The organism is Candidatus Zixiibacteriota bacterium, from assembly GCA_029860345.1.
GTDB lineage: Bacteria > Zixibacteria > MSB-5A5 > GN15 > FEB-12 > JAJRTA01.
The window spans coordinates 349,030-371,293 of the sequence record JAOUBJ010000003.1; the positions used below are offsets into that span (position 1 = coordinate 349,030).

Sequence of the window (22,264 nt, forward strand, 5' to 3'; positions counted from 1 at the left end):
TATTTTGATCGAAAACAACGACGCCGCCGGACCCGGATTCGACCGAACCAATGCCGGCCTGGCGGGATTTGTCTTTTTGGTGTCATTTGTCGTTTACGCTCTGACAGTTCAGCGCAGCTTCTCATTCTGGGACTGTGGCGAGTTTATCGCCTGCGCCTTCAGCCTGGGCATACCCCATCCCCCGGGTACTCCGCTGTTTGTGATTATCGGCCGCTTATTTTCACTCATTCCGTTTGTCGAGGACATTTCCTACCGAATAAACTACCTTTCGGTGATCTCATCGGCCCTGACGGCCATGTTCTCATATCTTCTGACGGTGCGGCTGGTCGGTTACTTTTTCGACAGGGAAGAGCGCAACTCACCCATGAACCGTGTCGTCGCCTACATTGGCGGTATCGCAGGTGGATTCTTCGTTGCTTTCTCACGCACAAACTGGGCCAACTCGGTCGAAGCCGAAGTCTACGGACTCGCTTTGGCCTTGTCGGTGGCCATTGTCTGGCTGACCCTGCGCTACTTCGAAGAACGTGGCACAGCCGCAGCGGCCAAAACGCTGATATTAGTTTTCTACCTGACCATGTTGGGCATCGGTATCCACATGACCGTCTTCTTGGTGCTGCCGATCTGTTCGGTCTTTTTCGTTTTGAAAAAGGAAGCCACCCGGCGTGATTGGCTGACACTTTGCGGCTTTATCATTATGGAGTTGGTCTTTATCATGCTATTCTCCAACGGTCGGGGCGGAGTCGGTGCTTTTTATGTCGCCTCGGCGTTCATGGGTGTCGGTCTGCTGGTGCTGTTGTACAAAAAAATCAACTGGGCGCTGGTAATTGCAATCGCATCCGTCTGTACGGTGATGATTCAGTTCACTACCTATGAGAAAGCCACGGTGATCGCAGTGATACTGCTCATCGTTCTGGCCGTACTATCCAAACAGCGACGCTGGAACCTGCAGTGGAAGACGGCTCTGGCCATCGTCTTTTTCGGCTTCATGGGGATGTCCGTGCACGGTTATATCCCCATTCGGTCCTCGCTTAATCCCCGCATCGACGAAAACAACCCCTCTCGCGACTGGCAAACGTTTGAAAATTTCCTGGACCGCAAACAGTACCAACAGATTTCAATGCTGGAGCGAATGTTCAACCGTCGCGGCACCTGGGAAAATCACTTTGGTCGCCACGCCCACATGGGCTTCTGGTCCTATTTCGAGGAGCAGTATTCACGTACCGGCTGGGAGTTTATCCTGCCCTTCTTCCTGTTGGGGATGATCGGCATGATCACGGCCATTCGCAAACGCCTGGAGATCGGCCTGCCGTTTTTTACGCTTTTCTTAGTCTGCTCGGTGGGCCTGATTTTGTATATGAATTTCGCCGACGGTACACAATACAGTTTTCAGACCGGTGACGCCTATCTGGAAGTACGCAACCGTGACTATTTCTTCACACCCGCCTTTGTCTTTTTTGGTGTCGCTATGGGTCTTGGAATCTCGGCCGTAATTATCTGGCTGATTAACAGAGTCAGTGGTGTCGATCCAGCCAGGCGGCGGACGGTGGTAATGGCTTCGTCGATATTGGCTCTATTGCCTGTTGTCTCGCTGGCCCACAACTACCATGCCTGTGATCGTTCGGAAAACTTCATCCCACGCAACTATGCCACCAATATTCTGGATACCTGCGAACCCAACGCCATCTTGTTCACCTCGGGCGACAACGACACCTTCCCCCTATGGTGCATACAGGAAGTATATGGCTATCGACTGGATGTGCGAGTGGTCAATCTGTCACTCTTGAACACCGATTGGTACGTTGAACAAATGAAGAATCGGTACGGCGTGCCGATTTCGCTGGATGATTCTCAGATAGTCTGGTACACCTCCGAAACACAGGGCGGCAATCCACGAGGTCGACCGACCAAACCGTTCTTTGATCGTGCTCGTAAGCGCCGGACTTTCCTTGAACCGTCACCATTCAACGGCCGCATCGTGCGCGTAGCCGACATGATGATGGATGAAATCGTGCTCGAAAGCACCTACAAAGAAAACGACACCCTTAAGCTAAAGCAGCCGATCTATTTCAGTTCCCCCCCATACGCCGAATCCCCTCTGGGATTGCGTGACCGTATTCACTCGGTTGGTATGCTCTACAAACTGAGCTACGACCCACCACCGCGGGCAATTGACGCCGATAGGGCGTATGACCTGTTCATGAATACCTATCGATTTGACGGCTATGCCGACTCTAAAGTGTATCGCGAGGAAAACGCTACCGGTGTCTTTGTCACTATGGGTGTAAACGCATCCCGAATCTACGAGGAGTTCATGACCCAGGCGAAGATCGACTCCGCTGCCGGGATCACAGATTCCGATGCCAAAGAGAAGGCCGTGAACCTCATGAATAAAATGATCGAGGTCTATCCTGAGTACTGGCAGACCTCTTTATACCTGGCCGACATTTATGAACAGGATGGCGATACCGCCGCCGCCGACGAGTTGTGGAATCGGATGCATGACTCCCTGATGGCATTTGCCGAATCAAACCCGGAAAACCTGTTTTATATGCAAGACCTCGGACTGGCCAAAGTTCAACTGGGCCAGCGCAATGTCGACACGGCTATGGTCGATGAAGGGGTCGCGTTGGCGTGGGACGCTTTTAGGGCTAACCCCAACTCCAGCTATGCCTTTAGGAAATTGGCCATGATTCTCATTCGGACCGCTCGCACCAGCGAGCTTAACCAGGCGATTAACCTGTTCAAGGAATACAAGATCAACGTAAACGATCCGTTTTTGCAGCAACTGGAGGGAGGCCGTGGTGCGCCACCGCCCAATCCCAGAGGTCAGCCCGGAATGTAAGTCAACCGACCTACGAGTATGACCCTTCGCCTCGGTATGAGGCGAAGGGTGATAAACCGCCTTTTTCGCTCCGCGCCATACATCGATGCATCTAACCGAGGGCCGCAGGATTACCGGGCGTGGTGTACGTCCGCGTGCGTAAAGTGGATGTCACCCGGAGCACGTCGGGTGACCGCCACAATCCTTGTTTGGGGCGGATAACAAGTCCACCCCCAAACCGAGTTTGAGGGTGCCATCCGCCTTTGGTGGGCATGCATAGAGACAATAAAACTGTGAAAGACACTACCCGGTCGGTGACATACGGTAATCGGGTACGCGGCGGTATTGACCCAGGTCGTTAGTCAGCATCCCCAGGGCCACCAATTCGGTGCGGACCGCCTGCGTGTCGCTATGATAACGAGCAATTATGCGGTCAACGTCCGATTCGGTGTAGTCACGCTGCGGCTCAAACTGAGCCATTATGTATTCCAGCAGCGCCGTGCGGCGAGGTTCACCGGCCGCATCAGAGTTGGCTTTCTTGGCGGTGCGTTTCACAGGTGAAGAACGAGTTGATGGTGAACGACCGTTACGGTTGGAGTTTCGCTCAAGCCAGTCAAGTACCGACTGTTCGGGGATGCGCCAGTCCTTGCCGATTTTGTAGGCATGGATTTCGCCGGCTTGAACTTTGCGCGTAATCACCTGGACGTTCATCTTCAGTTTCTGGGCCAGTTCCGAAGTAGTAAAGAATTCTGTTTCTCTGATCGAAGATTCGACGTTGTTCAACTGTAGTCTCCTTGGGTATGACAACTAACGAGTAAGGATTAACTCAGTTGACGGTACAAAGTCAATTAGTTTTTCACTGAATGGGTGAGGTTTTTGAGATAGTAGGGCAGGACCCTTGTGGTCCGGCCGGATTGGGCGGGTTCACGCCGCGGCGCGCAGGCGAGGACGGACCCGCCCTGCGATTGCTTCTACAATGTTGTGTCGGGTCTTGGGTACGCCGGTGGCGTGATTGTGACCCGACACCTGCATAATGCGCGAAGCGCGACAAACACGGCTTGACCGTGTGACGTTGGGCGGTCGGGTGGCCGCTTCAAACCTTGTTTGGGGCGGGTAAACCCTTCGACTAGGCTCAGGGTGATGTGGTGCTTGACCGTGTGACGTTGGGCGGTCGGGTGGCCGCTTCAAACCTTGTTTGGGGAGGGTAAACCCTTCGACTAGGCTCGGGGTGAGTTGGTGCTTGACCGTGTGACGATGGGCGACCCCGCCCGACGCTGGCAGACGTATTCCAAAGCTGTCAGGCGAGTCGCCTTACAGCACTCACAACCCCATACCATCTCAGGTATCGGCAGCTACTACGACGGCTTTCGCTTCTGTTGTTTCTGTGCAGCCAGCCAGATCGTGTTTTCGCGGGAGATCAGGCTCTCGACCCGTTCGACGAACAATGCTTCTCTATCTTCGACCTCACCATAGGCCTCGGCGCCGGCTTCGTAATAGTGAATCTCTTTTCGCATTGTCTCGCACGTCGTGCGATAGTTGATCCAGTTTTCCTGATACTTGAACACTTTCAGAGCAGAGGTCGCCACCGCAACCACCACCGAAGTCAACAGCGGCAACCACCACATTTTGGGGAGTATGCTTCCTTGCTCCACCAGGATAAGCACCGGAGTTAGTGCGGAGAGTACTATGAGCATCCATTGGAACCGCCGGTAGCATTTCTGGTTGGCTGCGGCCTTGTTGTCATACCAGTTTAACTGATCGTAGTAGCGTTCATCCAGGTATTTCTTGAAGCTATCTTTGTCCATATCATTGACCTTTCGTTTAATGCAGATCGTGTTCGGCCGGTGGCCAGTAGAACATCTACCAGTTGAACAAACTGTGGTCAACAACAAAGTGAGCCGCACTCCGGCTGGTTCAGAAACAACTTGACTGGAAGGTGGAAGTTCTGCTTTTTCAGAGAATAACCGCTTAAAGACAGAGCAACTAGGTATGGACTACGAATACGATATATTCATCAGCTATCCGCATAAAGATCATGATGAAGATTGGCTCACCAAGTTCTTCCTTCCAGAGGTCAAACGATGCGCGTTGGAGGAACTGGGGCGAGAGTTGAAGGAGTTTGTTGATCGTACAGGCATACACGCCGGGGGCTCATGGCCGGCAACACTAAAGCGTGCTCTGGCAACATCACGCGTTCTTTTGCCAATCTGGTCTGTGGCATATTTCAAGTCACCATGGTGTATGAACGAATGTTCCGTAATGAGGCATCGTGAGAAGCAATTGGACCTGGGGACTGTTGTCAACGTGCGGGGGGTAATCGTTCCAGTCAGGCTATTCGATGGAAAGCACTATCCTCCGTTTGCAAAAGACAAACAATGGATGGATGCCACCTCCTACCGTTATCACACCGACGGATTCAAGAAGGCTCCAAAGTTTATGGATTTTCAGGATGAGATACAGGAGTTCTGCAAGGGGCTGGCCAAGTGTATCGCCTCTGCACCGGATTTCAACCCGGACTGGCTCAAACCGGAATGGCTGGATGGACCCATGAGCAACTGGGAGACCGATCCAGACATGATAATGCCGGAAGTGAAACCGGCCAAGCCCACACTTGAATGAGGCCGAATGGGTTATGTAATCACATTCTATTCGTTCAAAGGCGGAGTTGGACGGACGATGGCTATGGCCAATATTGCCTTTGTGCTGGCCCGGCGTGGATTCCGGACTCTCATTGTAGACTGGGACCTGGAAGCTCCTGGTCTGGAGGCATACTACAGAGAACTAGTTGACCCCAAGATGGCTGCGGAACAGCCGGGTGTGATTGACTTATTGACTGATCATATTGAGGCCGGGGGGAAAGCAAACGACCGGCCCGGCTGGCGTGATGTCAAGCTGTTGATAAGCATACCCGGCTCCGATATTCCGCTTCACATGCTGACGGCAGGACGAAACAACGAAGGAAGAGATTACTACCGCAGAGTTGGCGCCTTCGATGCTGGCCGCTTCTATCGTGACTTCGGTGGCAATGAACTAATCGAATCCTGGCGCAACGAGTGGAAAGAGAACTATGATTTTGTGCTGATTGACAGCCGCACCGGTATTACCGACGGTGGGGGCATTTGTACTATTCAAATGCCGGACATACTGACCGTAATATTCACGCCCAACCACAAAAGTCTCAATGGTGTGTTGTACGTAGCCGAGAAAGCGCTGGCCGCCCAACAGAAGCTGCCGGAGGATCGTCAGGTGATGCGACTGCTGCCGATTGTGAGTCGCTTCGATGTCGAACAGGCGGATAAAGAGGGGAAGTACTGGCTCGAATTAATGGAAGACCAAACGGCCGGACTCTATGCTGACTGGGTGCCAAAGTCGGTGATACTGAGTGAGCTAATGGCGATCACCAAAATCCCGTACAATTCATTCTACAGTTTTGGTGAAAGCCTGGCGGTCGGTGAACGGCCTTCCAAGTCTCCCGGAAGTCTACCCTACACTTACGAGACGCTGGCAGGCTTGATAGGCAACAACCTCGAAGATGTCGACGGTCTGATGGAAAACCGTGATGCATATGTGCGCAAAGCAGAACCAAAAAAGATCGAAGTTACAATGTCTGTGCCGATAGAGATTTCTGCGGGGACATTGAGTACAGAGGCTGAGGATCTTTACAACGAAATGCTCGAACAGCACCGGCGCTGGGTGGACTCGGGCCACAAAGAAGGCGAGCAATTGAAAGTCGATGGGGGCGACTGGAGCAAGATGGATTTTTTGGGGGCGAATCTTCAGCAGGCGTTCTTCAAAAGTGTCAAGTTCAGGAACGCCGATTTCACCGATGCTGATCTGTCCGCCGCCTCGCTTCTTGCTTGTGATTTTTCCGGAGCGACTTTTCGGCAGGCGAACCTCTCATATGTTCAAGCCGACAAGGCACACTTTACAAGTTCTGACATGACCGGGTTCACTGCCGAAAACGCGGGATTCAGCGGCGCCAATTTTCAGGATGCCAGACTTGATGAAGCCAACCTTAGACAGGCAATGTTACTGGAAGCGAACCTCCAGGGTGCAAGTTTGAAGTCGGCGAGCCTGGTCAATGCAAACCTTGATCAAGCCGATTTGCGAGAGGCTGATCTTCCCGATGCCGACCTCAGTGGTGCGAGCTTGCGACGAGCCAAAATGCAGGGTGCGTATGTCGGTGACGCCGTACTGGACGGCGCTGATCTGAGTGACTGTGACCTGAGCGAAACTGAAGGACTTAGGTCAACACAGTTTCGAGCTACCAATCTCTCCGGCGCAAAGCTGTCTGAGGTCGATAGTCAAGCCCTGGAATTCGTGGACAAGGATCTGACTGGGCAATCATCTGCCCAATTGATGGTGCTCATACCCCCGACCTACGCAGGCGCGACCCTTGTTCTCACTAGCTTGCCATTCTGGGAGAGTTTCTTTGTTTATGGCGTAGGTACAATGTCCGGCTGCGGCATTGTTCTGTTTTTGGGGTTATCACTACTGACCTCGTCTCCTTTCGAGAGAATAAACTCATCCACGCTGCCAGCCATTAAACCGGACGGCGTGCCATCGTCCCGGAACCTGGGATACCTTTTCGTTGGGCTATTGGCAGAACACTCTCCTTTGTGGTCCAGACACCTGCCCGCATCAGGCGGCGGGCGAACGCTGAAGTACTCACTCCTAATATGGGCATCTGCCCCTGTGCTGCTCTTGATAGCCTTGGCCGTAAACTACGTTCGTGGGGAGGCGATGTTTTATCTCTCCATGTGGGCCTTTGGCCCGGAGGGCGTCGAAGTGTGGGGGAAAGTCTGGCCGACATTGGCCAGCATGCTGTTGACCCTCGGAGTCATCGTAGCGGCAACGGCGTCATACGCGCGCACTCTCCGCATACTGCAAAGAGAGCCTAGAGGCGTCAGGGCGCCCGGTTCCTCCGACCGGCAGGACCGTTTCGACAGTTCGCGCCTCGAACAAGACAGATCAGACTTTGCCCGATAATCCGCCCAACAAAAAAACCCGGCCGCATGAGGCCGGGTTTGGTGAATTCGACTACTGATGGATTCGATGAGCTTTAACCAACCTCTTTGGCAACATTTTCAAGCTCCGGCTTATCCATCCACGGTGGGAACAGTTTGACCAGGATGTACAACACCACCACCGGCGCCACCAGCAACGTCACGGCCATAAACAAGCCTTCCATCCCGAACAGTTCGAGCTTGTAAACAGTCAGACCGCGCAGACTCTTGGAGAACAACTGGCCGCCCACGACAACATTCCAACGAGTGCTGAAAATACCAACCTGCACCAATACGGCGGCGATGAAATACAACATTCGCTTCATTTCGTCCGGCACCTTGCCGAGCTTAGCCAGGATAATACCGACCAGCGGCGCCACACTGCCCAGAATAATCTGGGCTATGATAAGACTGATGAACAAACGGTTGGATATCATATCCGAAAGAATTGTAATCGATTCCTCTGACTCATATAGGCGATGAATGAAATCGAGGGCTTCCAGAGTGAAGTCGATCAACATGGCGTACAACAAGAACGATGCCAGCTTGTTCAGACAGGCCATGTCCATCTTCTTCCAGCGGAACATGGTTGCGATCATGTATATCAGTATCATCAGGGCGATACCTGAAACAATCGCCGAAAACAGGAACACAATAGGCATCAACACCGAACTCCACCATGGATTGGCCTTAATCGATCCAAAAATGAAACCAACATAACCATGCAACAGAAATGCCGATGGCACACCCAAAATGGTAATGAATCGACTCGCCTTCTCATCAAATTCGAGTGCTTTTGGTGAGACATCGGTAGCACCCAGCGTGGAGAACTTGTAAAAATACTTGAGCAAGCCGGTTTTTTCGTTGGACCATTTAACAATGTCACGTCGGTAGTCCAGCCAGAGTTCCAAAAGCAGCACACCCATAAGATACCAGGCATAGACAAAGCCGAACATGGCCATGGCCGATGAAGTATTTGGCGTCAGGAACATCTCAAAACTCCGCTCGGGATGACCCAGGTGAGCCAACAGCGGCAGCGGGGCGATAACCAGAAAGGCCAAAGCCGACACCAGCGAGAGTCGGTAGACCGGCGTGATTTCGTGTACTTTGAAAACTCGTTCGAGTGAGGCCAAAATAAAAGCGCCGGCCACAAGTCCGGTCAGGTAGGGATAGATTACTACCAGCAGACCCCAGTGCAGCTCAAACTCATTGGGATAGATATATCCGGTCGTGCCGGGCAGGGCGTTGGCGATGTTGGCAATTACGGTTTCCATAGTTACCTCACCTCCCCGTCAGCACCGGCGTAGTAGACTTTCGGCTTGGTGTTGAGAGCCGGTTTCAAAACTGTGATATCATTAAAACGGGCGAAACGCCTCAACGGACTGCTGCGTTGACCGACCTCGCCGAAGATTCGAGCCTGGGTAGGGCAGACTTCGACACAAGCCGGCAGCAGGCCTTTGGTGATCCGATGGTAGCAGAAAGTGCATTTGTCGGCCACATGCCTCTCCGGATGCAGGTAACGCGCTCCGTAGGGGCAACCCTGAATACAGTACCGGCAGCCGACGCAATAGGTGTCATCGACCAACACTACGCCGTCACGGGTTGTGTAAGTGGCGCCGACCGGACAAACCTGAACACAAGGCGGGTTGGCGCAGTGATTGCAAAGTTTGGGGACAAAGAAGCTGCGCAGGGCATCCACTTTCTCATCTATCTCCGGGAAACCATCGATTCCGCCGTTGGGGCTGTCGACAATCGCCTCGCCGTTGGATTCGATGACATAGCGTTCCACCCAGGTGCGGAAGAAATGGGGTTCTAGGGGTACTTTGTTCTCTTTTTTGCAGGCGTCGGCGCAACGTCCGCAGCCGATACACTTGTGTATCGATACACCCATGGCATAGTCATGCTCGGTGGGGTCATATTCGCCGTTGGTGTCGGCCGCGAGGATTTTCTCAACGTTCAAAGCAGAAAACAACAGGAAGAATCCCGGCAGCTTTTTTGTGCAATTCTCAAGAAACTCGCGGCGGGCCATTTTCGGTTTGTTGTTGCTCATAGACTCGCCTCCGGAAAGTGAGGATAGTGACAATCCCAGCAGATGTAACGACCGCCGTGATCGTCCATGTCGATCCGCGGAATCTCTCGCGAACTGTCGGCGCCGCGGGCATGACACACACCGCAGACGTCGGGGCCTCGTGGTTTCTCCGCCTGGGTCGCACGAGGGTTTTTCATGTGTTCGGAAGACGCCTCGTGACACTGCGTACAGGGCAGTGAAGAATGATGCGACACCATTTTACGATTGGATATCTCGCGATGGCAGGCAGAGCATTCCTCAGCCGTGTGGGGCAGTCGCGGCTCGTGGGGGTCATGGCAAGTCAGGCAAGCCTTGCCAGGGTTGTGCAACGCCGGCAAAATCTGCGGAAAACCGGAGGGTCGCGCCGGATCGTAACCGTGGCATAACATACAACCATCACGACCACGGGGTGCATCCGGAGTGTGTGCATCCTGATCATCCACATGAGCCAGGGCCGGACCATGGCACGATTCGCAAGCCACCCCGCTGTGGTGTGAAGCCCGCTTGGATTCATAAACCTCATCGTGACAATCGCTACATGCTTGAGCCCCGGCATAGGCTAGTTCCAAAGCAGCCACCTCGTCGGTGTTGTCCGCTCGATAGTGGCCATAGTCACCGAAACTGTCGGGGACTAAAAGCATTCGAGCAGTTACCAGGCTGCCGATAATAGCCACAATCATGACCACTAACGGCACCAGTTGTTGGGGGAATTTGGACATATTTCTCTTATTCTCTTCCTTCGTCTCGAGTTCGTAAAACTCGGCGCCATGATAAAGATGACCTCATTAAAAGTCAATGTGTTTTATCTGGTTTTGCGAGCAGATTCTGTCTGCGACCGTTTCACTCGATGATCGAAACCGCCGACGAACTCTATAAGTGGATAGATTTTTTCGATACAGTGCTGAGTCACCAACGAAGGCGTCTACCCAGCCGCAAATAAGGTCTTGAATCGTCCGGTTTCGACCGGTATAATAGTTGTGGCATAATGCCCCTGTGCATTAGAATCATGTTGTCGATTACCCGGCGTCGCCGTTCGTTCAATGTCGCGCCGCAAGCTAACTATACCGCCTTTGGCGGAGAGCTGCGTCCGGATTTGCAGGTGGCCGACCGGACCGATGACTCGTCGACGGACAAAAAGCATGGCTGAACAGGAAACCATCGTAACACACAACGACAGCGATCTTTTTTGCCGCGATCTGCCCACCAGCCCCATGCCCCAGATGGGCAAGATTCTGGTGACCGGCGCTTCCGGCTATATCGGCGGACGGCTGGTGCCGGAACTACTGATACGCGGCTATCGCGTTCGGGTGATGGTGCGCGGCGATCTGCGCGGTCACATCGGACATTGGCCGGAAGCTGAGGTGGTGGTGGCCGATGCTTTCAATCCCGAACAACTTAATGCGGCCCTCTACGGAATCCACACAGCGTTCTATCTGATACATTCACTTATCCTTGGACCCGGTGACTTTGAAGCCGCCGATATCAAGGCGGCCGAGAACTTCCGCCGAGCCGCCGAAGAACAACACCTAAAACGGATCATCTACCTGGGCGGCTTGGGGGATACCCGCGCGCCTCTTTCGTCACACCTGCGCAGCCGGATGGAAGTGGCTGAGGAGTTGCATAAGGGAAAAACGCCGGTCACGATTCTTCGAGCTGCAATCATCATAGGTTCCGGAAGCGCATCGTATGAGATCATCCATCACCTAGTGAGATACCTACCGGTGATTGTACTGCCGCGCTGGGCGATAAACCGATGCCAGCCGGTGAGTATTCGTGACGTCGTCAAGTATTTGGTGGGTGTGCTGGAGGTACCACGAACGGCCGACAAGTCGTTCGATATCGGTGGTCCCCAGATTATGTCGTACCAAAAAATGCTGGCTTCTCTGGCCGTGATCATTCATCGTCGAACGTTTCTGGTACCTATGCCGCTTTCGCTGATCAAATTCTACGCCTACCTGGTCAGTCTCTTCACACCGGTACCGAATGCAATCGTGCGTTGCCTTATTGAAGGCCTCAAAAACGAAGTTGTTTGCCAGGATGATGCCATCAAAGAATACCTGCCGTTCGAACCAATCTCATTCCAGCAGGCGGTTCTCAGGGCTATGACCCGCGAAGATCAGGATCGAGTTTCCACCAGATGGTCCGATGCTTATCCACCGGCTCAGGAGTTGGCCTTGAAACTGGAAGACCTGGATCACGACGTCGCCTACCTGACCCGCCACTCGCGGGCCACTCAAAAACCGGCTGAGGAGTTGTTTCGATCCATCTGCAAAATCGGCGGGAAGGAAGGTTGGTACACCAGCAGTTGGTTATGGAAACTGAGAGGTTGGCTGGATCGCCTCTTCCTGGGTGTCGGCAGTTCACGCGGGCGAAAAAGCCGGGTGCATCTGGAGATTCATGACGTCATCGACTTCTGGCGCATCGAGGACCTGGTGGAGAACCAAAGACTCTTGTTGCGCGCTGAGATGAAAATGCCCGGACGCGCCTGGCTTGAGTTGACTGTCGAGCAGATAAGCGGTTCTGAGCAGAGACTATTGTCGGTGGCTGCCTACTTTGACACTGAGAGCTTTCTCGGTCGTATCTATTGGTACTGTCTGGTACCGGTGCATTTTTTCATTTTCAAAAACATGATCAAACAGATCGAAAAACGCAGTTAGATGGAAAACCACTCTCTCATGCTTTGACTGCGCTCGGTATGACAGAGCTGTTCCACGTTGTGCCCGGTGAGTCTTCAGACTCGGCGGGTCCGAAGACGGCCCTGACCTACATGATACTGTCACCCTGAGCGCAGTCGAAGGGTGCGCCTTGACACGCTTCTGTCATTCCTGCGTAGGCAGGAATCCATCTTCTGTTAGTAGGTCAGGACCCTTGTGGTCCTGACAACATGGCGGGTTCACGCCGCGGCGCGCAGGCGAAGACGGACCCACCCTACTCGACTGACAATTGAGTCAGGTCCATAAAGGACCTGACCTACATGATACTGTCACGCTGAGCGCAGTCGAAGCGTGCGCCTTAAACCAAAAAAAAGAAGGGGACAGCGTTGCACTGTCCCCTCTTCGTAGATGAAACGATGGGTGTCAAAGACCTCAGATGTCCCAAAGATGATCAGCCTCAGGCAAGGTTGCCGTTGCCCTCCACCAGACCATCTTTTAGTTTTATGATTCTCCCTGCCTGTTTGGCAATACTCATATCGTGCGTGATAATTATCACTGTCTTGCCCGTTTTGTGCAACTCATGGAAGAGATTCACGATCTCACCACCTGAGGCGGAGTCCAGGTTGCCGGTAGGTTCATCGGCCAGAATTACATCCGGCTCGTTGGCCAATGCCCGTGCAATAGCCACTCTTTGCATCTCACCGCCGGACATCTCGGTCGGTTTGTTGCCTGCTTTGTCGGCCAATCCGACTCTGGCCAGTAGATCAATGACACGTTCGCGTCGTTTTTTACCGCTCACGCGCGCAAACAAAAGAGGCACTTCGATGTTCTCAAAGGCGGTGGCATACGGAAGCAGATTGAAAGCCTGAAATACAAAACCGATTTTCTTGTTGCGAACATCGGCCAACTGATTCGAGGTCATCTCATTGACCGGCTCACGCTCCAGAAGATAACTACCCGAAGTGGGCACATCAAGACAACCGATTATGTTCATCAAGGTCGACTTGCCGGAGCCCGAAGGTCCTACCACGGCAGCCATCTCGCCGGACTCGACCGAAAGATCGATCCCCTTGAGAGCTTCAAATTCCACCTTGCCGGTGAGATACTTCTTCTTCAGTTGTCTCATTTCTATCATCGACTCACTCCGTCTGATCAGACCTTCACTCATGGTTCCTACTCATACCTCAACGATTCGACCGGGTTAACCGAGGCCGCTTTCATGGCCGGGAACAGCCCCGACATCAGACCCATCAGACCGAGTATGGCTATCACCACCAGGCCGATTTCCCACGAGATTGTCGGGCGTCCCATGAAATCAAGCACATCGGACTCCATCGGCACACGCTTGAAACCCTCGGTCAAAATGTAGCTGATGGCCATGCCCCCAAAACCTCCAACGAAGGTGATGATGAAGGCTTCGATAAGAAACTGAAACAGGATGTACGATCTCCTGGCGCCCACGGCCATTTTGATACCTATCTCGCGAGTGCGTTCCTTGATGGAGACGTACATAATGTTGGCCACACCGACCCCGGCAATCAACAGCGTAAGACCACCGATGATACCCAGGAAGATTTTGATGCCTATCAGAATATTGGAAAACTCGCGGCCGCTCTCGACCGTATCCCAAGCCGAGATAGCGCGTTCGTCGTCCGGATCGAATTTGTACTTGGCGCTGAACACTTCCCTCATGCGTTGCTCGACCGCTGCCATGTTGGAGATGTCCTCGGGTACGTAGATGATGTTGTTCAGGTAGCGATGACCGAATACTGTTTCAAATGTCGTCAGCGGCATAGCCGCCATATTGAGGTCATGCCCCGAGTAGCTGTTCATCTGCATCTTATGTTGCATGACACCGATCACCGTAAACGGCAGACCCTGTATGAAAACCTGTTTTCCAACGGCATCTTCCTCGCCGAATAACCTGGTTTTCAATTCATCACCCAGGAATGTAACCCGCCGCTTCTGTTGTATATCAAGATCATTGATCATGCGGCTGCCCATTTCCGGGATATGATTGCGCATCGTTTCGTAATTAGGCGTGACTCCGGTGACGTGCTCGCTGATGACGGTGCTGCCATACTTTATCTCTACACCCCAGCGCGAGTACTCGCCGCCCACTTCGGCCAATTCAGGCATCGATTGACGCAAGTAGTCGATGTCTTCCTTAACGAATCGCAACTCCCTCCCCTTGGGCAGTCCCTTGAAAGGCATAGTGGTCGAGCCGGCCCACAAGATGACAATGCTCTCGCCCATACCGCGACGATTGATAGAAAGTTGCTGGTGCAACCCCTCGCCGAAACCAAGCAAGAGCATGATGGAAATCGTACCCCAACCAAGAGCCACCAGCGTGAGCGTGATGCGCTTTTTCTGCTTGCGAAAGTCGCGGACGAAGATGTTGTAAACGGTTGTCAGATTCATAATAAACTAAAACAGTTTCAAGGCCTGGACCGGCTGTAAATTGGCGGCACGCCGAGCGGGAAAGATGCCGGCCACAAAGCCGACGAGTCCAACCAAGAGAACCGCCAGCAGTCCTATGTCGGTATCCACCGTGGGGGTGCCGATGAACTCTCCAAGTTCCAACAATGGAAAAACACTCACGATCAAGTACGCAAACAGAAATCCGGACAGACCACCGACCGCCGTTATCAACAACGTCTCCATCACGAACTGACTCAGGATTACACTCTTTCTGGCACCCAAGGCCATCTTGATGCCGATCTCCTTGGTGCGTTCTTCCAGTACAACGTTCATGATGTTGGTAACGCCGATTCCGCCGGTGATCAAAGTAGCCACGCCGATACCGACCAGAAAAGTGCTGAACGCAGTGAAGAAAGCCTTGAGAAAAGCAAACCCTTCCGTTGTATCCCACACCGACAGCGCCTCCGAGTCCGTAGGGTCAAACTTGTAGCGGGCACCGAGGATTTCATATATCTCGCGCTCGGTCTGTTTCATGGAGAGTTCCGGTTTGCACTGTACTACAAAATCGTTCAGCCGACGGCTTGAATACATCACCTTGAAGGTGGTCGAGGGAATGAAACCTTTGCGATTATCACGCCCCGAATAGGATGAGTCCTGCTCTTTCTTTTTCATGACGCCAATGACGGTAAACGGAACACCTTCGACCAGGATCGTCTCGCCCACGGCCGGGTCGCTACCAAAAAGATCCGTCTTGAGCCGGTCGCCGATAAAAATGACTCGTCGATTCTGAGCCATGTCGAGTTCATTGATAAAACGTGAACCGACATCCGGAATAATATTGCGCATCTCCCCAAACTCCGGCCAGATACCTATCATCTGCTGGTTGAATGTATTCTTGCCGCGCTTCATAGTCACTCGCCAGCGGGAGTACTCCGGCGAGATGCGCGAGATAGTCTGGGACCTGGCTTTGATCAGGGCAACGTCGTCTTCGGTGAATCGGATACGTCGCCCTTTGGGTAGGCCGCGGAATTCTTTTGATGTAATGCCCGGCCAGTAGATAGCTATGTTCTCACCCAGACCCTTCTGTGACTTCAACTGCGCTTCTGTGATTCCCTTTCCGAAAGCGAACAACAGCACGATGGCGCAGGTACCCCAGAAGATGCCGAAGGTGGTCATCAGGGTCCTGAGTTTCTGACGACGCAGGTCGTTGAAGAATTGCTTGAGTGAGAGAAGTGATATCATATTGATTCAGTCAATACCTGTTAGTCGGCCGTGATTTCCCTGGGCGGGCGCTCCACAATCAACTCACCCTCATCGAGTCCTTCGACAACTTCTATATTGATTCCGTCGGAAAGACCGATGGTAATATCACGAGTGGTCACCGCGCCCAGTGTATCCTGCACCTCAACGGTGGCTATGGAATCATCGATAGTGACCAGTCGTTCGGGCACGAGAAGTATGTCTTCGCTCCTTGAGATGATCAGATCGGCGTTGGCTGAATAGCCGGCGCGCAGATAGTTGTCACCCAGATCATCGATCACGATCTCGACCTCGAACAGAGTGGACCCCTGATCGCGATGGGCCTTCGGCGAGATATTGCGTACCTTGCCGATCAGTTTTTCGTTGGGAATAGCTCCAACTTCGATCTCGGCCAGAATCCCGGTGGACACTTTGCCGACGTCGATCTCGTCTACATTCCCACGGAAGATCAGGTCGTCCATCTCAGCCAGAGTCATCAACTCGGTACCTGCCTGGTATGATGTCAGCGGGACCACCGGATCACCTTCTTCGACCAACCGGGAAAGCACCGTGCCGGATATGGGTGATCTGATAATGTTGTCGATATTCAGTTCGGCAATCTCTGACCGCCCCGGTTCAATCAGGGCCAGTTTCTCGTTGGCCAGTTTGAGTCTCAGATCGGCTTCCTCGAAGGCTGCTTTCTTGGTTTCATACTCCTGAAACGATACCAATTGCTTATCTCTGAGGGTCTGGTGTCGATCATACTCCCGCTTGGCGTTGTCGCAGGCCACTTGATATATCTCCACCTGTCGCTTGGCTTCGGCAAACTCCATCGGTGTCGGATCGGGCGCAATCTCAAACAGCGGATCACCGACTTTGACGTGATCACCGATGTCGACGAAGATCTTGCCGACGATACCGGGGATTTTCGATTTGATAGTGTTCTCTTTTTTGGGCTCGATTTGTCCGACGGCCAGTGCCTTATCGACTATACTGCCGCGCTCAACAGCGACCGTTTTGAGAACGTCCTGCTTTTTGGCTGATCCGTCGATGGCAAAGAACAGCACCAGGCCGACCACGGTTACACCCATAACGGCCAAGAGTATCTTCTTTAACATGAATTGTCTCTCCGAAAAATGTGTTCACGTCTGCATTTGCGCCTGCTGTAGTTAGTACGTTGCGCCCCCTCAATTGTTTCAGAACCTGATCTGACCGGTGGCTTGACAAAAGCGGGCCGAAAAGCCATCTTGTCCCGACCGGAGACCACCATAATATGAACAAACCAGAGCTACAACCCGACGGCCTGAGTTTCAAACCGGTTACACCGCCTCGCTGGGATGATTTCGTAAAACTGTTCGGTCAGAGCGGCGCCTGCGGCGGTTGTTGGTGTATGCACTGGCGGTTTCAGGCCAAGGAGTTTGCCCGGAAAAAGGGAGCCGGCAACAAGCGAGCCATGAAAAAAATAGTGATGTCCGGCCAGATACCTGGCCTGCTGGCCTACCTCGGAGACGAACCGATTGGATGGTGTGCGGTGGCGCCGCGCGACGTTTTTGTGCGGTTGGAGCGATCCCGTTATTTCAAACCGGTCGACACCAGACAAGTCTGGTCCATTTCTTGTCTCTTCGTTGCTAAAACCCATCGTGCCCAGGGAGTGAGTGTCGCCCTCTTGAAGGCGGCGGTCGCACACGTACAGAAGCAAGGTGGCAGAATCGTCGAAGGTTATCCGGTGGAGCCTGACAAGAAATGGCCCGATGCTTTCGCCTGGACCGGCACTACCTCAGCTTATATCAAAGCCGGTTTCAAGGAAGTCCTTCGGCGCGGCCCCACGCGCCCGATCATGCGCTGCTGTCTGGCGTAGACCAGCCAGTCTACTCTACCACCAGCTTAACCGGGCGGAGATGAAAAGCATGTTTACCGGCGGCGTTGTCAAACAGAGCAACGCCCATATATGTCTCGCCGCGCAGATCGACATCGAAACTCGATCCGGTCCTGAGCGGGCGTGCCAACTCCACTGTCCAGACACCGTCCTCCCAACGACCCATGGCGCGCACATCGCCGCGGTCGCCCTTGAACTGCGTTACAATCACGGCCGGAATTTGCGCGCCGATAGAGAAACTGTCCTCGGCACCGAAATAAGGTGTCACATGTTCAAGCCGTGGATCGATCCAGTGACGCACCATCGGATGAGTCGGAAGAAAATACGGTTGCTGCCAGTCGGTGTTGAGATTCTCGAAGTATCCGCCTGAAGCCAGATTGTCCAGGTGTCGTCCGCCCAGTGAATCATTATCATCGGACGTCCACCAACCGTCATCGGCCCGCTGGATAGGATTGGTCGACAGGGCGCGCCACTGCCACAGGTCGGCCGTGTCGCCGGCGGTGTAGTGCAGGCCCATCTTTTTGCGCACACCGACATGGCAGGTGGCGGCGCAACCGCCCGAGGTTCGATGGAACGACAGAGCCAGCTTATCCTCAAAGTAGACAGACTCACCAAACAGGTTGGGATACTCCGAGACCCGTACCGACCATCCGGACTCTTCCTTGATCAGGTGTCGGTTGAACGAACGGTCGGCATCATGCCACTGGATTAGAAAGAAAACAGTGTTGCTGTTATGGAAACTCTTGATAGTCACCTCGGAGACGCCGGCGTCGAAATTGGCCCCGGCCGCCGTTTGCAGCCGCACCGGATCGCACTCCGTCCAAACTCTGTCGGTGACCCAGCCATCGATAACCGGCTGGCGCTCGATCAGCGTGGATACCAGTGTCACCGGGGAGCTTACCAACATCCACAAAGCCAACCCGAAGATCAAACCAATCACACCTGCCGCTATGGTGCTACGTCGGCTCAGCGGCCGCTTGGGCAGGTATCCAAAGAAGATTGAGTTCCAGCGCGTCTGTTTGCCGAGCAGGATGTCGATGAAATGCACGATCATGAGCATGGCCAGGAGCGCCATGCTATAATGATGCATACCCTTCATGAAAGTGTGCCCCCCCGCCCCTTGGTATGTCCCCATGTAGAGACCGATCCCGGATACGATTATCACCGCCGTGTCGGCAAACATGAATATGTAGAACAGTTTCTTGCGGTAGTCACGTTTTCTGTCCGTGAACAAAGCTGTCAACCGACCGGTCTGACCAGACAGTATGAGATCCACGAGATAGAATAGCCCACAGCCCAGAAGCAGCATACCGAGTATCATGTGCCAATTGTACACCTGCCCAGTCGGCAACAATCGGTCAAGCACACTGCCTGCGTCGAATAAAGGACTTGATCCACTGAACCAGGCCAGCCTCAACCCGGTGGCATAGAGAGTTATCAGAAGTACTGATGCAACAAGATGTGTCAGGCGTGTGACCAGGTTGTAGCGGTGAAACTTGTCGTCCATGCCCTAAGATAAGCGACTCGCGACTGATTACCAGTGAAAAGCCGATTGATTGTGCGTGTTGTACTTCCTCGTGCGCCATGTTGCCCGCGCATTGTGCGTGGAGTACGTTCTCGTGCGCCGCGTCGGCCTGCGTATTGTGCGTGTTGTACTTCCTCGTGCGCCACGTCGGCCTGCGTATTGTGCGTGTTGTACTTCCTCGTGCGCCGCGTCGGCCTGCGTATTGTGCGTGTTGTACTTCCTCGTGCGCCGCGTCGGCCTGCGTAGGGGGCGGCCTTGTGTCGCCCCAGGTACGTTACTTTGGTCGGCGGACACAATGCCCGCCGCTACGCGACAGCTCAGTAGGGCAGGTCTCTCTTCTCTTGGAGACCTGCCATCAAAGACGGGTCTGCTCACCATGAGTTGGGTACGCGCGAAGCGCGAAGAAGTGATTTATCACCGCGCAGGCGGGGAATCCATCCGCGGGTGGCAAGCGTTAGCTTAGAACCGGATGCCGTAGTTGAAATAAACGGCGTCCAGGAGAAGATCGCTGGGGTAAGTTAGTCGCACTTTCAATGAGAGATGCTTGTTGCTTCCATGGGTCCGTTCAATGCCGACAAATCCGTGCGTTTTGGCCAACAGCTTCAGCTTGAAACTATCGTCTAAAGGACTGCCGCTGGAGGCATAGGATGTAATGAAATGCACGCCGCCACCGGCTGCAATGAAAGGTACCCACCCGGTCCGCGACTCGTTGAAGTCATAACGGAGCAGTCCGTATCCGGCCAGTACGTTCAGAGCAAGCCATTCCCCTCCCGACTTTTTGACGGCACTCGAATTGTGGAGCACCGGCTGCCACTTGAAGTGGCCGGCTGTCTTCAAGGAAATGTTCAGAAAGCTGTTGCCGGAAAAAAGCATAACACCGCGCGGAACTCCGGCCCCGAATTCAAAGGAGTGCTCAGCCTGAACAACGGTCGGTATGGCCAACACGATGATGGCTGTCACAAGAACAACTGAATGATAGATTCTATTCAAAGCACTCTCCTGTTTCAGATCACTTCAAACCAAACCACTACAGTCGCACGATCGGCCTGCAGCGACAGTGCGTAAATCCCAGTGTCGTCAACGACACAAGGAAACACATACTCTCCTGCTGGTTCCGTACCTTCGTGTATGATCGCCTTCACCCCTCCACCGCTATCGAGCAGCGAAACGGTGTAATCGGTACCGACCGGCAGAGCTATGCCGACCGCCAGTATGCCTTCGGTCCGATCGAACCAGCAGGCGTATGCAGCATAGTTTGACGGAATACGTTTTGGCCGAACAGAATTCCCGGCACTATCAAGATTAGCTGCCAGCTCGGCGAACGGATCATAACCACAGTCTGCGATATCGTAGACATCATCCTCGGAGTAGAACCGCGGCTCGACGATATTGTAGTCGTCACAACTATTGATCAGCATCGACGCAGCCAACAGGCCGAGCAACAGCATCTGATGCCAGGGACCTTTAACCGGATGAATGTGTGTCATCGCTTCACCTCAAACCAAACTACTTCAGTCGCATGCCTTGAGTGTGCCGATATTGCGTAAACTCCGTCCTCTTCGGCCAGCCAAGTAATCAAGTGGATACCGGCACTTCTTGGTCCTGCCCACTGTACCGATTCTACTCCACCGCCGCTGTTCAGAATCGACACTTCAAGCGCTCCCATTGCAGGCATGAAAACGTAAATGAGAAGCAACTGTTCATCACGACTGTCCCAACAGAGACTGGCGCCAAAGCCCACCGGAAGGTCCGGCGGACCACCCGAATCGACCGACGCATGTGTTGTCACATACTGAGTGGGTGATGAAAGTGTATCGATTCTTCTTTCACATATACCGAATTCGACGATGTCGTCCTCGGAGTAAAACCTTGGCTCGACGATATTGTATTCATCACAACTATTGATCATCATCAATGCAGCCAGCAGGCCGAGCAACAGCAACCCGGGCAAGCGACCTTTGAACGGCTTATACGAGTTCATCTATCTACCTCAAACCAGAGAACCCCACCCCATCTATCGGTTTCCAGTGATATCCCGTAAACTCCGGCCTCTTTGGCCAGCCATTGAGCTGAAATTGCACCAGCCTCGGCCGCTCCGTCGAACAAGATCGTCTCCAGCTCCCCACCACTGTTCAGAATTGACACCTTGTACGAACCGGCAAGAGGCAGCCCGGCAAAGACAGCCAGGACACCCTCGGCCCGATCAATCCAACATCCGCCAACGGCGAACCCGGCAGGAACACCGTTCTTATAAAGGACGCCAATTGCATCTTCGGTGCCGTCTACGGGATCCGCCAATGGGTCCTTGTCACAGTTTGCGAACTCGACGATATCGTCTTTGTCGTAGAACCGGGGTTCGACGATGTTGTAGTCATCACAACTCAAACAAGTGATAGCAAACAGCAGGATAGCTTTCAGTATGGTGTGGGTAATAGTTTTTGGCATATCAATGTCTTCAATTCTCTCAAGGTGCTGCTGTATCGAAGATAGGGAATGTAGACAGATATGTCAAGAAGGCCATTCAACGGGTAGTGTAAACTAAGTTGTGTAAATTGGCAGATTGATATAACAACGGGTTTGACTTTTAGTTTTCAGACCAATGAAAGGAGTCAAACCCGTGGTAAACTTGTGGTTTACACAGAAGGATTTACGAT

20 protein-coding genes are annotated in these 22,264 nt (G+C 53.2%); 6 read left to right on the plus strand and 14 right to left on the minus strand.

What is annotated here, in order from left to right; genetic code table 11:
• Positions 1-4 precede the first annotated feature (4 nt).
• Positions 5-2,842: a DUF2723 domain-containing protein gene (locus tag OEV49_05105; GenBank protein ID MDH3890441.1), complete on the plus strand. Its 2,838-nt coding sequence runs from the start codon at positions 5-7 to the stop codon at positions 2,840-2,842.
• A 282-nt stretch (positions 2,843-3,124) separates the two neighbouring features.
• On the opposite strand, the gene OEV49_05110 is transcribed toward OEV49_05105, so the two are convergent.
• Positions 3,125-3,604 (minus strand): DUF2087 domain-containing protein, encoded by a 480-nt coding sequence (locus OEV49_05110; protein ID MDH3890442.1) that lies wholly within the window; start codon positions 3,602-3,604, stop codon positions 3,125-3,127.
• Positions 3,605-4,176: 572 nt separating this feature from the next.
• Positions 4,177-4,626 (minus strand): DUF4231 domain-containing protein, encoded by a 450-nt coding sequence (locus tag OEV49_05115; GenBank protein ID MDH3890443.1) that lies wholly within the window; start codon positions 4,624-4,626, stop codon positions 4,177-4,179.
• Positions 4,627-4,810: 184 nt separating this feature from the next.
• On the opposite strand from OEV49_05115, the gene OEV49_05120 reads away from it, so the two are divergent.
• Together OEV49_05120 and OEV49_05125 are read left to right on the plus strand one after the other, a co-directional pair.
• Positions 4,811-5,440: a toll/interleukin-1 receptor domain-containing protein gene (locus OEV49_05120; GenBank protein MDH3890444.1), complete on the plus strand. Its 630-nt coding sequence runs from the start codon at positions 4,811-4,813 to the stop codon at positions 5,438-5,440.
• Between the two features lie 6 nt (positions 5,441-5,446).
• Positions 5,447-7,810: a pentapeptide repeat-containing protein gene (locus tag OEV49_05125; protein ID MDH3890445.1), complete on the plus strand. Its 2,364-nt coding sequence runs from the start codon at positions 5,447-5,449 to the stop codon at positions 7,808-7,810.
• Between the two features lie 73 nt (positions 7,811-7,883).
• Here the strand turns inward: OEV49_05125 and nrfD are convergent, their stop codons facing one another.
• The 3 genes from nrfD to OEV49_05140 are packed head-to-tail and all read right to left on the minus strand — an operon-like array spanning position 7,884 to position 10,614.
• A complete protein-coding gene (gene nrfD, locus OEV49_05130; GenBank protein MDH3890446.1) occupies positions 7,884-9,101 on the minus strand; it encodes a polysulfide reductase NrfD in 1,218 nt (405 codons plus the stop codon).
• 2 nt (positions 9,102-9,103) lie between these two features.
• Entirely contained in the window at positions 9,104-9,877 is a 774-nt protein-coding gene (locus tag OEV49_05135) for a 4Fe-4S dicluster domain-containing protein (GenBank protein MDH3890447.1), read from the minus strand.
• On the minus strand, positions 9,874-10,614 hold the full coding sequence (locus tag OEV49_05140; GenBank protein MDH3890448.1) for a hypothetical protein: 741 nt from the start codon (positions 10,612-10,614) through the stop codon (positions 9,874-9,876). Before OEV49_05140 ends, OEV49_05135 begins: the two co-directional genes overlap by 4 nt.
• A gap of 266 nt (positions 10,615-10,880) precedes the next feature.
• On the opposite strand from OEV49_05140, the gene OEV49_05145 reads away from it, so the two are divergent.
• The gene (locus OEV49_05145; GenBank protein MDH3890449.1) at positions 10,881-11,042 is read left to right on the plus strand and encodes a hypothetical protein; all 162 of its coding nucleotides are present in this window, start codon (positions 10,881-10,883) and stop codon (positions 11,040-11,042) included.
• Positions 11,035-12,552 carry an SDR family oxidoreductase gene (locus OEV49_05150; protein ID MDH3890450.1) on the plus strand — a complete coding sequence of 506 codons (1,518 nt, stop codon included), beginning with the start codon at positions 11,035-11,037 and terminating at the stop codon, positions 12,550-12,552. The genes OEV49_05145 and OEV49_05150 overlap by 8 nt, the downstream gene beginning before the upstream one ends.
• A 454-nt stretch (positions 12,553-13,006) precedes the next feature.
• Here OEV49_05150 and OEV49_05155 read toward each other — a convergent pair whose 3' ends face one another.
• From OEV49_05155 to OEV49_05170, 4 genes are read right to left on the minus strand one after another with little or no spacing between them, the layout of a single operon-like run.
• Complete coding sequence (locus OEV49_05155) at positions 13,007-13,684, minus strand: ABC transporter ATP-binding protein (GenBank protein MDH3890451.1); 678 nt, start codon at positions 13,682-13,684, stop codon at positions 13,007-13,009.
• Positions 13,685-13,722: 38 nt separating this feature from the next.
• Complete coding sequence (locus OEV49_05160; GenBank protein ID MDH3890452.1) at positions 13,723-14,970, minus strand: ABC transporter permease; 1,248 nt, start codon at positions 14,968-14,970, stop codon at positions 13,723-13,725.
• Positions 14,971-14,976: 6 nt separating this feature from the next.
• On the minus strand, positions 14,977-16,212 hold the full coding sequence (locus OEV49_05165; GenBank protein MDH3890453.1) for an ABC transporter permease: 1,236 nt from the start codon (positions 16,210-16,212) through the stop codon (positions 14,977-14,979).
• A 20-nt stretch (positions 16,213-16,232) separates the two neighbouring features.
• Entirely contained in the window at positions 16,233-17,327 is a 1,095-nt protein-coding gene (locus OEV49_05170; GenBank protein MDH3890454.1) for an efflux RND transporter periplasmic adaptor subunit, read from the minus strand.
• Positions 17,328-17,482: 155 nt separating this feature from the next.
• Between OEV49_05170 and OEV49_05175 the strand changes: the two genes are divergently transcribed.
• Positions 17,483-18,067: a GNAT family N-acetyltransferase gene (locus OEV49_05175; protein ID MDH3890455.1), complete on the plus strand. Its 585-nt coding sequence runs from the start codon at positions 17,483-17,485 to the stop codon at positions 18,065-18,067.
• A gap of 10 nt (positions 18,068-18,077) precedes the next feature.
• On the opposite strand, the gene OEV49_05180 is transcribed toward OEV49_05175, so the two are convergent.
• The 5 genes from OEV49_05180 to OEV49_05200 all read right to left on the minus strand — a co-directional run bounded on the left by OEV49_05180 (position 18,078) and on the right by OEV49_05200 (position 22,055).
• A complete protein-coding gene (locus tag OEV49_05180; GenBank protein ID MDH3890456.1) occupies positions 18,078-19,592 on the minus strand; it encodes an ethylbenzene dehydrogenase-related protein in 1,515 nt (504 codons plus the stop codon).
• Positions 19,593-20,069: 477 nt separating this feature from the next.
• Positions 20,070-20,600, minus strand: coding sequence for a hypothetical protein (locus OEV49_05185; protein ID MDH3890457.1), 531 nt, complete (start codon positions 20,598-20,600; stop codon positions 20,070-20,072).
• A 14-nt stretch (positions 20,601-20,614) separates the two neighbouring features.
• A complete protein-coding gene (locus OEV49_05190) occupies positions 20,615-21,097 on the minus strand; it encodes a hypothetical protein (protein MDH3890458.1) in 483 nt (160 codons plus the stop codon).
• Positions 21,094-21,591, minus strand: coding sequence for a hypothetical protein (locus tag OEV49_05195; GenBank protein MDH3890459.1), 498 nt, complete (start codon positions 21,589-21,591; stop codon positions 21,094-21,096). The genes OEV49_05190 and OEV49_05195 overlap by 4 nt, the downstream gene beginning before the upstream one ends.
• Positions 21,588-22,055: a hypothetical protein gene (locus tag OEV49_05200; protein ID MDH3890460.1), complete on the minus strand. Its 468-nt coding sequence runs from the start codon at positions 22,053-22,055 to the stop codon at positions 21,588-21,590. Before OEV49_05200 ends, OEV49_05195 begins: the two co-directional genes overlap by 4 nt.
• Positions 22,056-22,264: the final 209 nt, after the last annotated feature.

Excerpts from the sequence above, each read along its gene's own strand:
- OEV49_05115 (MDH3890443.1), bottom strand. The coding sequence starts at position 4,626 with ATGGACAAAGATAGCTTCAAGAAATACCTGGATGAACGCTACTACGAT.
- OEV49_05120 (MDH3890444.1), top strand. The coding sequence starts at position 4,811 with ATGGACTACGAATACGATATATTCATCAGCTATCCGCATAAAGATCAT.
- OEV49_05125 (MDH3890445.1), top strand. The coding sequence starts at position 5,447 with ATGGGTTATGTAATCACATTCTATTCGTTCAAAGGCGGAGTTGGACGG.
- nrfD (MDH3890446.1), bottom strand. The coding sequence starts at position 9,101 with ATGGAAACCGTAATTGCCAACATCGCCAACGCCCTGCCCGGCACGACC.
- OEV49_05135 (MDH3890447.1), bottom strand. The coding sequence starts at position 9,877 with ATGAGCAACAACAAACCGAAAATGGCCCGCCGCGAGTTTCTTGAGAAT.
- OEV49_05140 (MDH3890448.1), bottom strand. The coding sequence starts at position 10,614 with ATGTCCAAATTCCCCCAACAACTGGTGCCGTTAGTGGTCATGATTGTG.
- OEV49_05145 (MDH3890449.1), top strand. The coding sequence starts at position 10,881 with ATGCCCCTGTGCATTAGAATCATGTTGTCGATTACCCGGCGTCGCCGT.
- OEV49_05150 (MDH3890450.1), top strand. The coding sequence starts at position 11,035 with ATGGCTGAACAGGAAACCATCGTAACACACAACGACAGCGATCTTTTT.
- OEV49_05155 (MDH3890451.1), bottom strand. The coding sequence starts at position 13,684 with ATGATAGAAATGAGACAACTGAAGAAGAAGTATCTCACCGGCAAGGTG.
- OEV49_05160 (MDH3890452.1), bottom strand. The coding sequence starts at position 14,970 with ATGAATCTGACAACCGTTTACAACATCTTCGTCCGCGACTTTCGCAAG.
- OEV49_05165 (MDH3890453.1), bottom strand. The coding sequence starts at position 16,212 with ATGATATCACTTCTCTCACTCAAGCAATTCTTCAACGACCTGCGTCGT.
- OEV49_05170 (MDH3890454.1), bottom strand. The coding sequence starts at position 17,327 with ATGTTAAAGAAGATACTCTTGGCCGTTATGGGTGTAACCGTGGTCGGC.
- OEV49_05175 (MDH3890455.1), top strand. The coding sequence starts at position 17,483 with ATGAACAAACCAGAGCTACAACCCGACGGCCTGAGTTTCAAACCGGTT.
- OEV49_05180 (MDH3890456.1), bottom strand. The coding sequence starts at position 19,592 with ATGGACGACAAGTTTCACCGCTACAACCTGGTCACACGCCTGACACAT.
- OEV49_05190 (MDH3890458.1), bottom strand. The coding sequence starts at position 21,097 with ATGACACACATTCATCCGGTTAAAGGTCCCTGGCATCAGATGCTGTTG.
- OEV49_05195 (MDH3890459.1), bottom strand. The coding sequence starts at position 21,591 with ATGAACTCGTATAAGCCGTTCAAAGGTCGCTTGCCCGGGTTGCTGTTG.
- OEV49_05200 (MDH3890460.1), bottom strand. The coding sequence starts at position 22,055 with ATGCCAAAAACTATTACCCACACCATACTGAAAGCTATCCTGCTGTTT.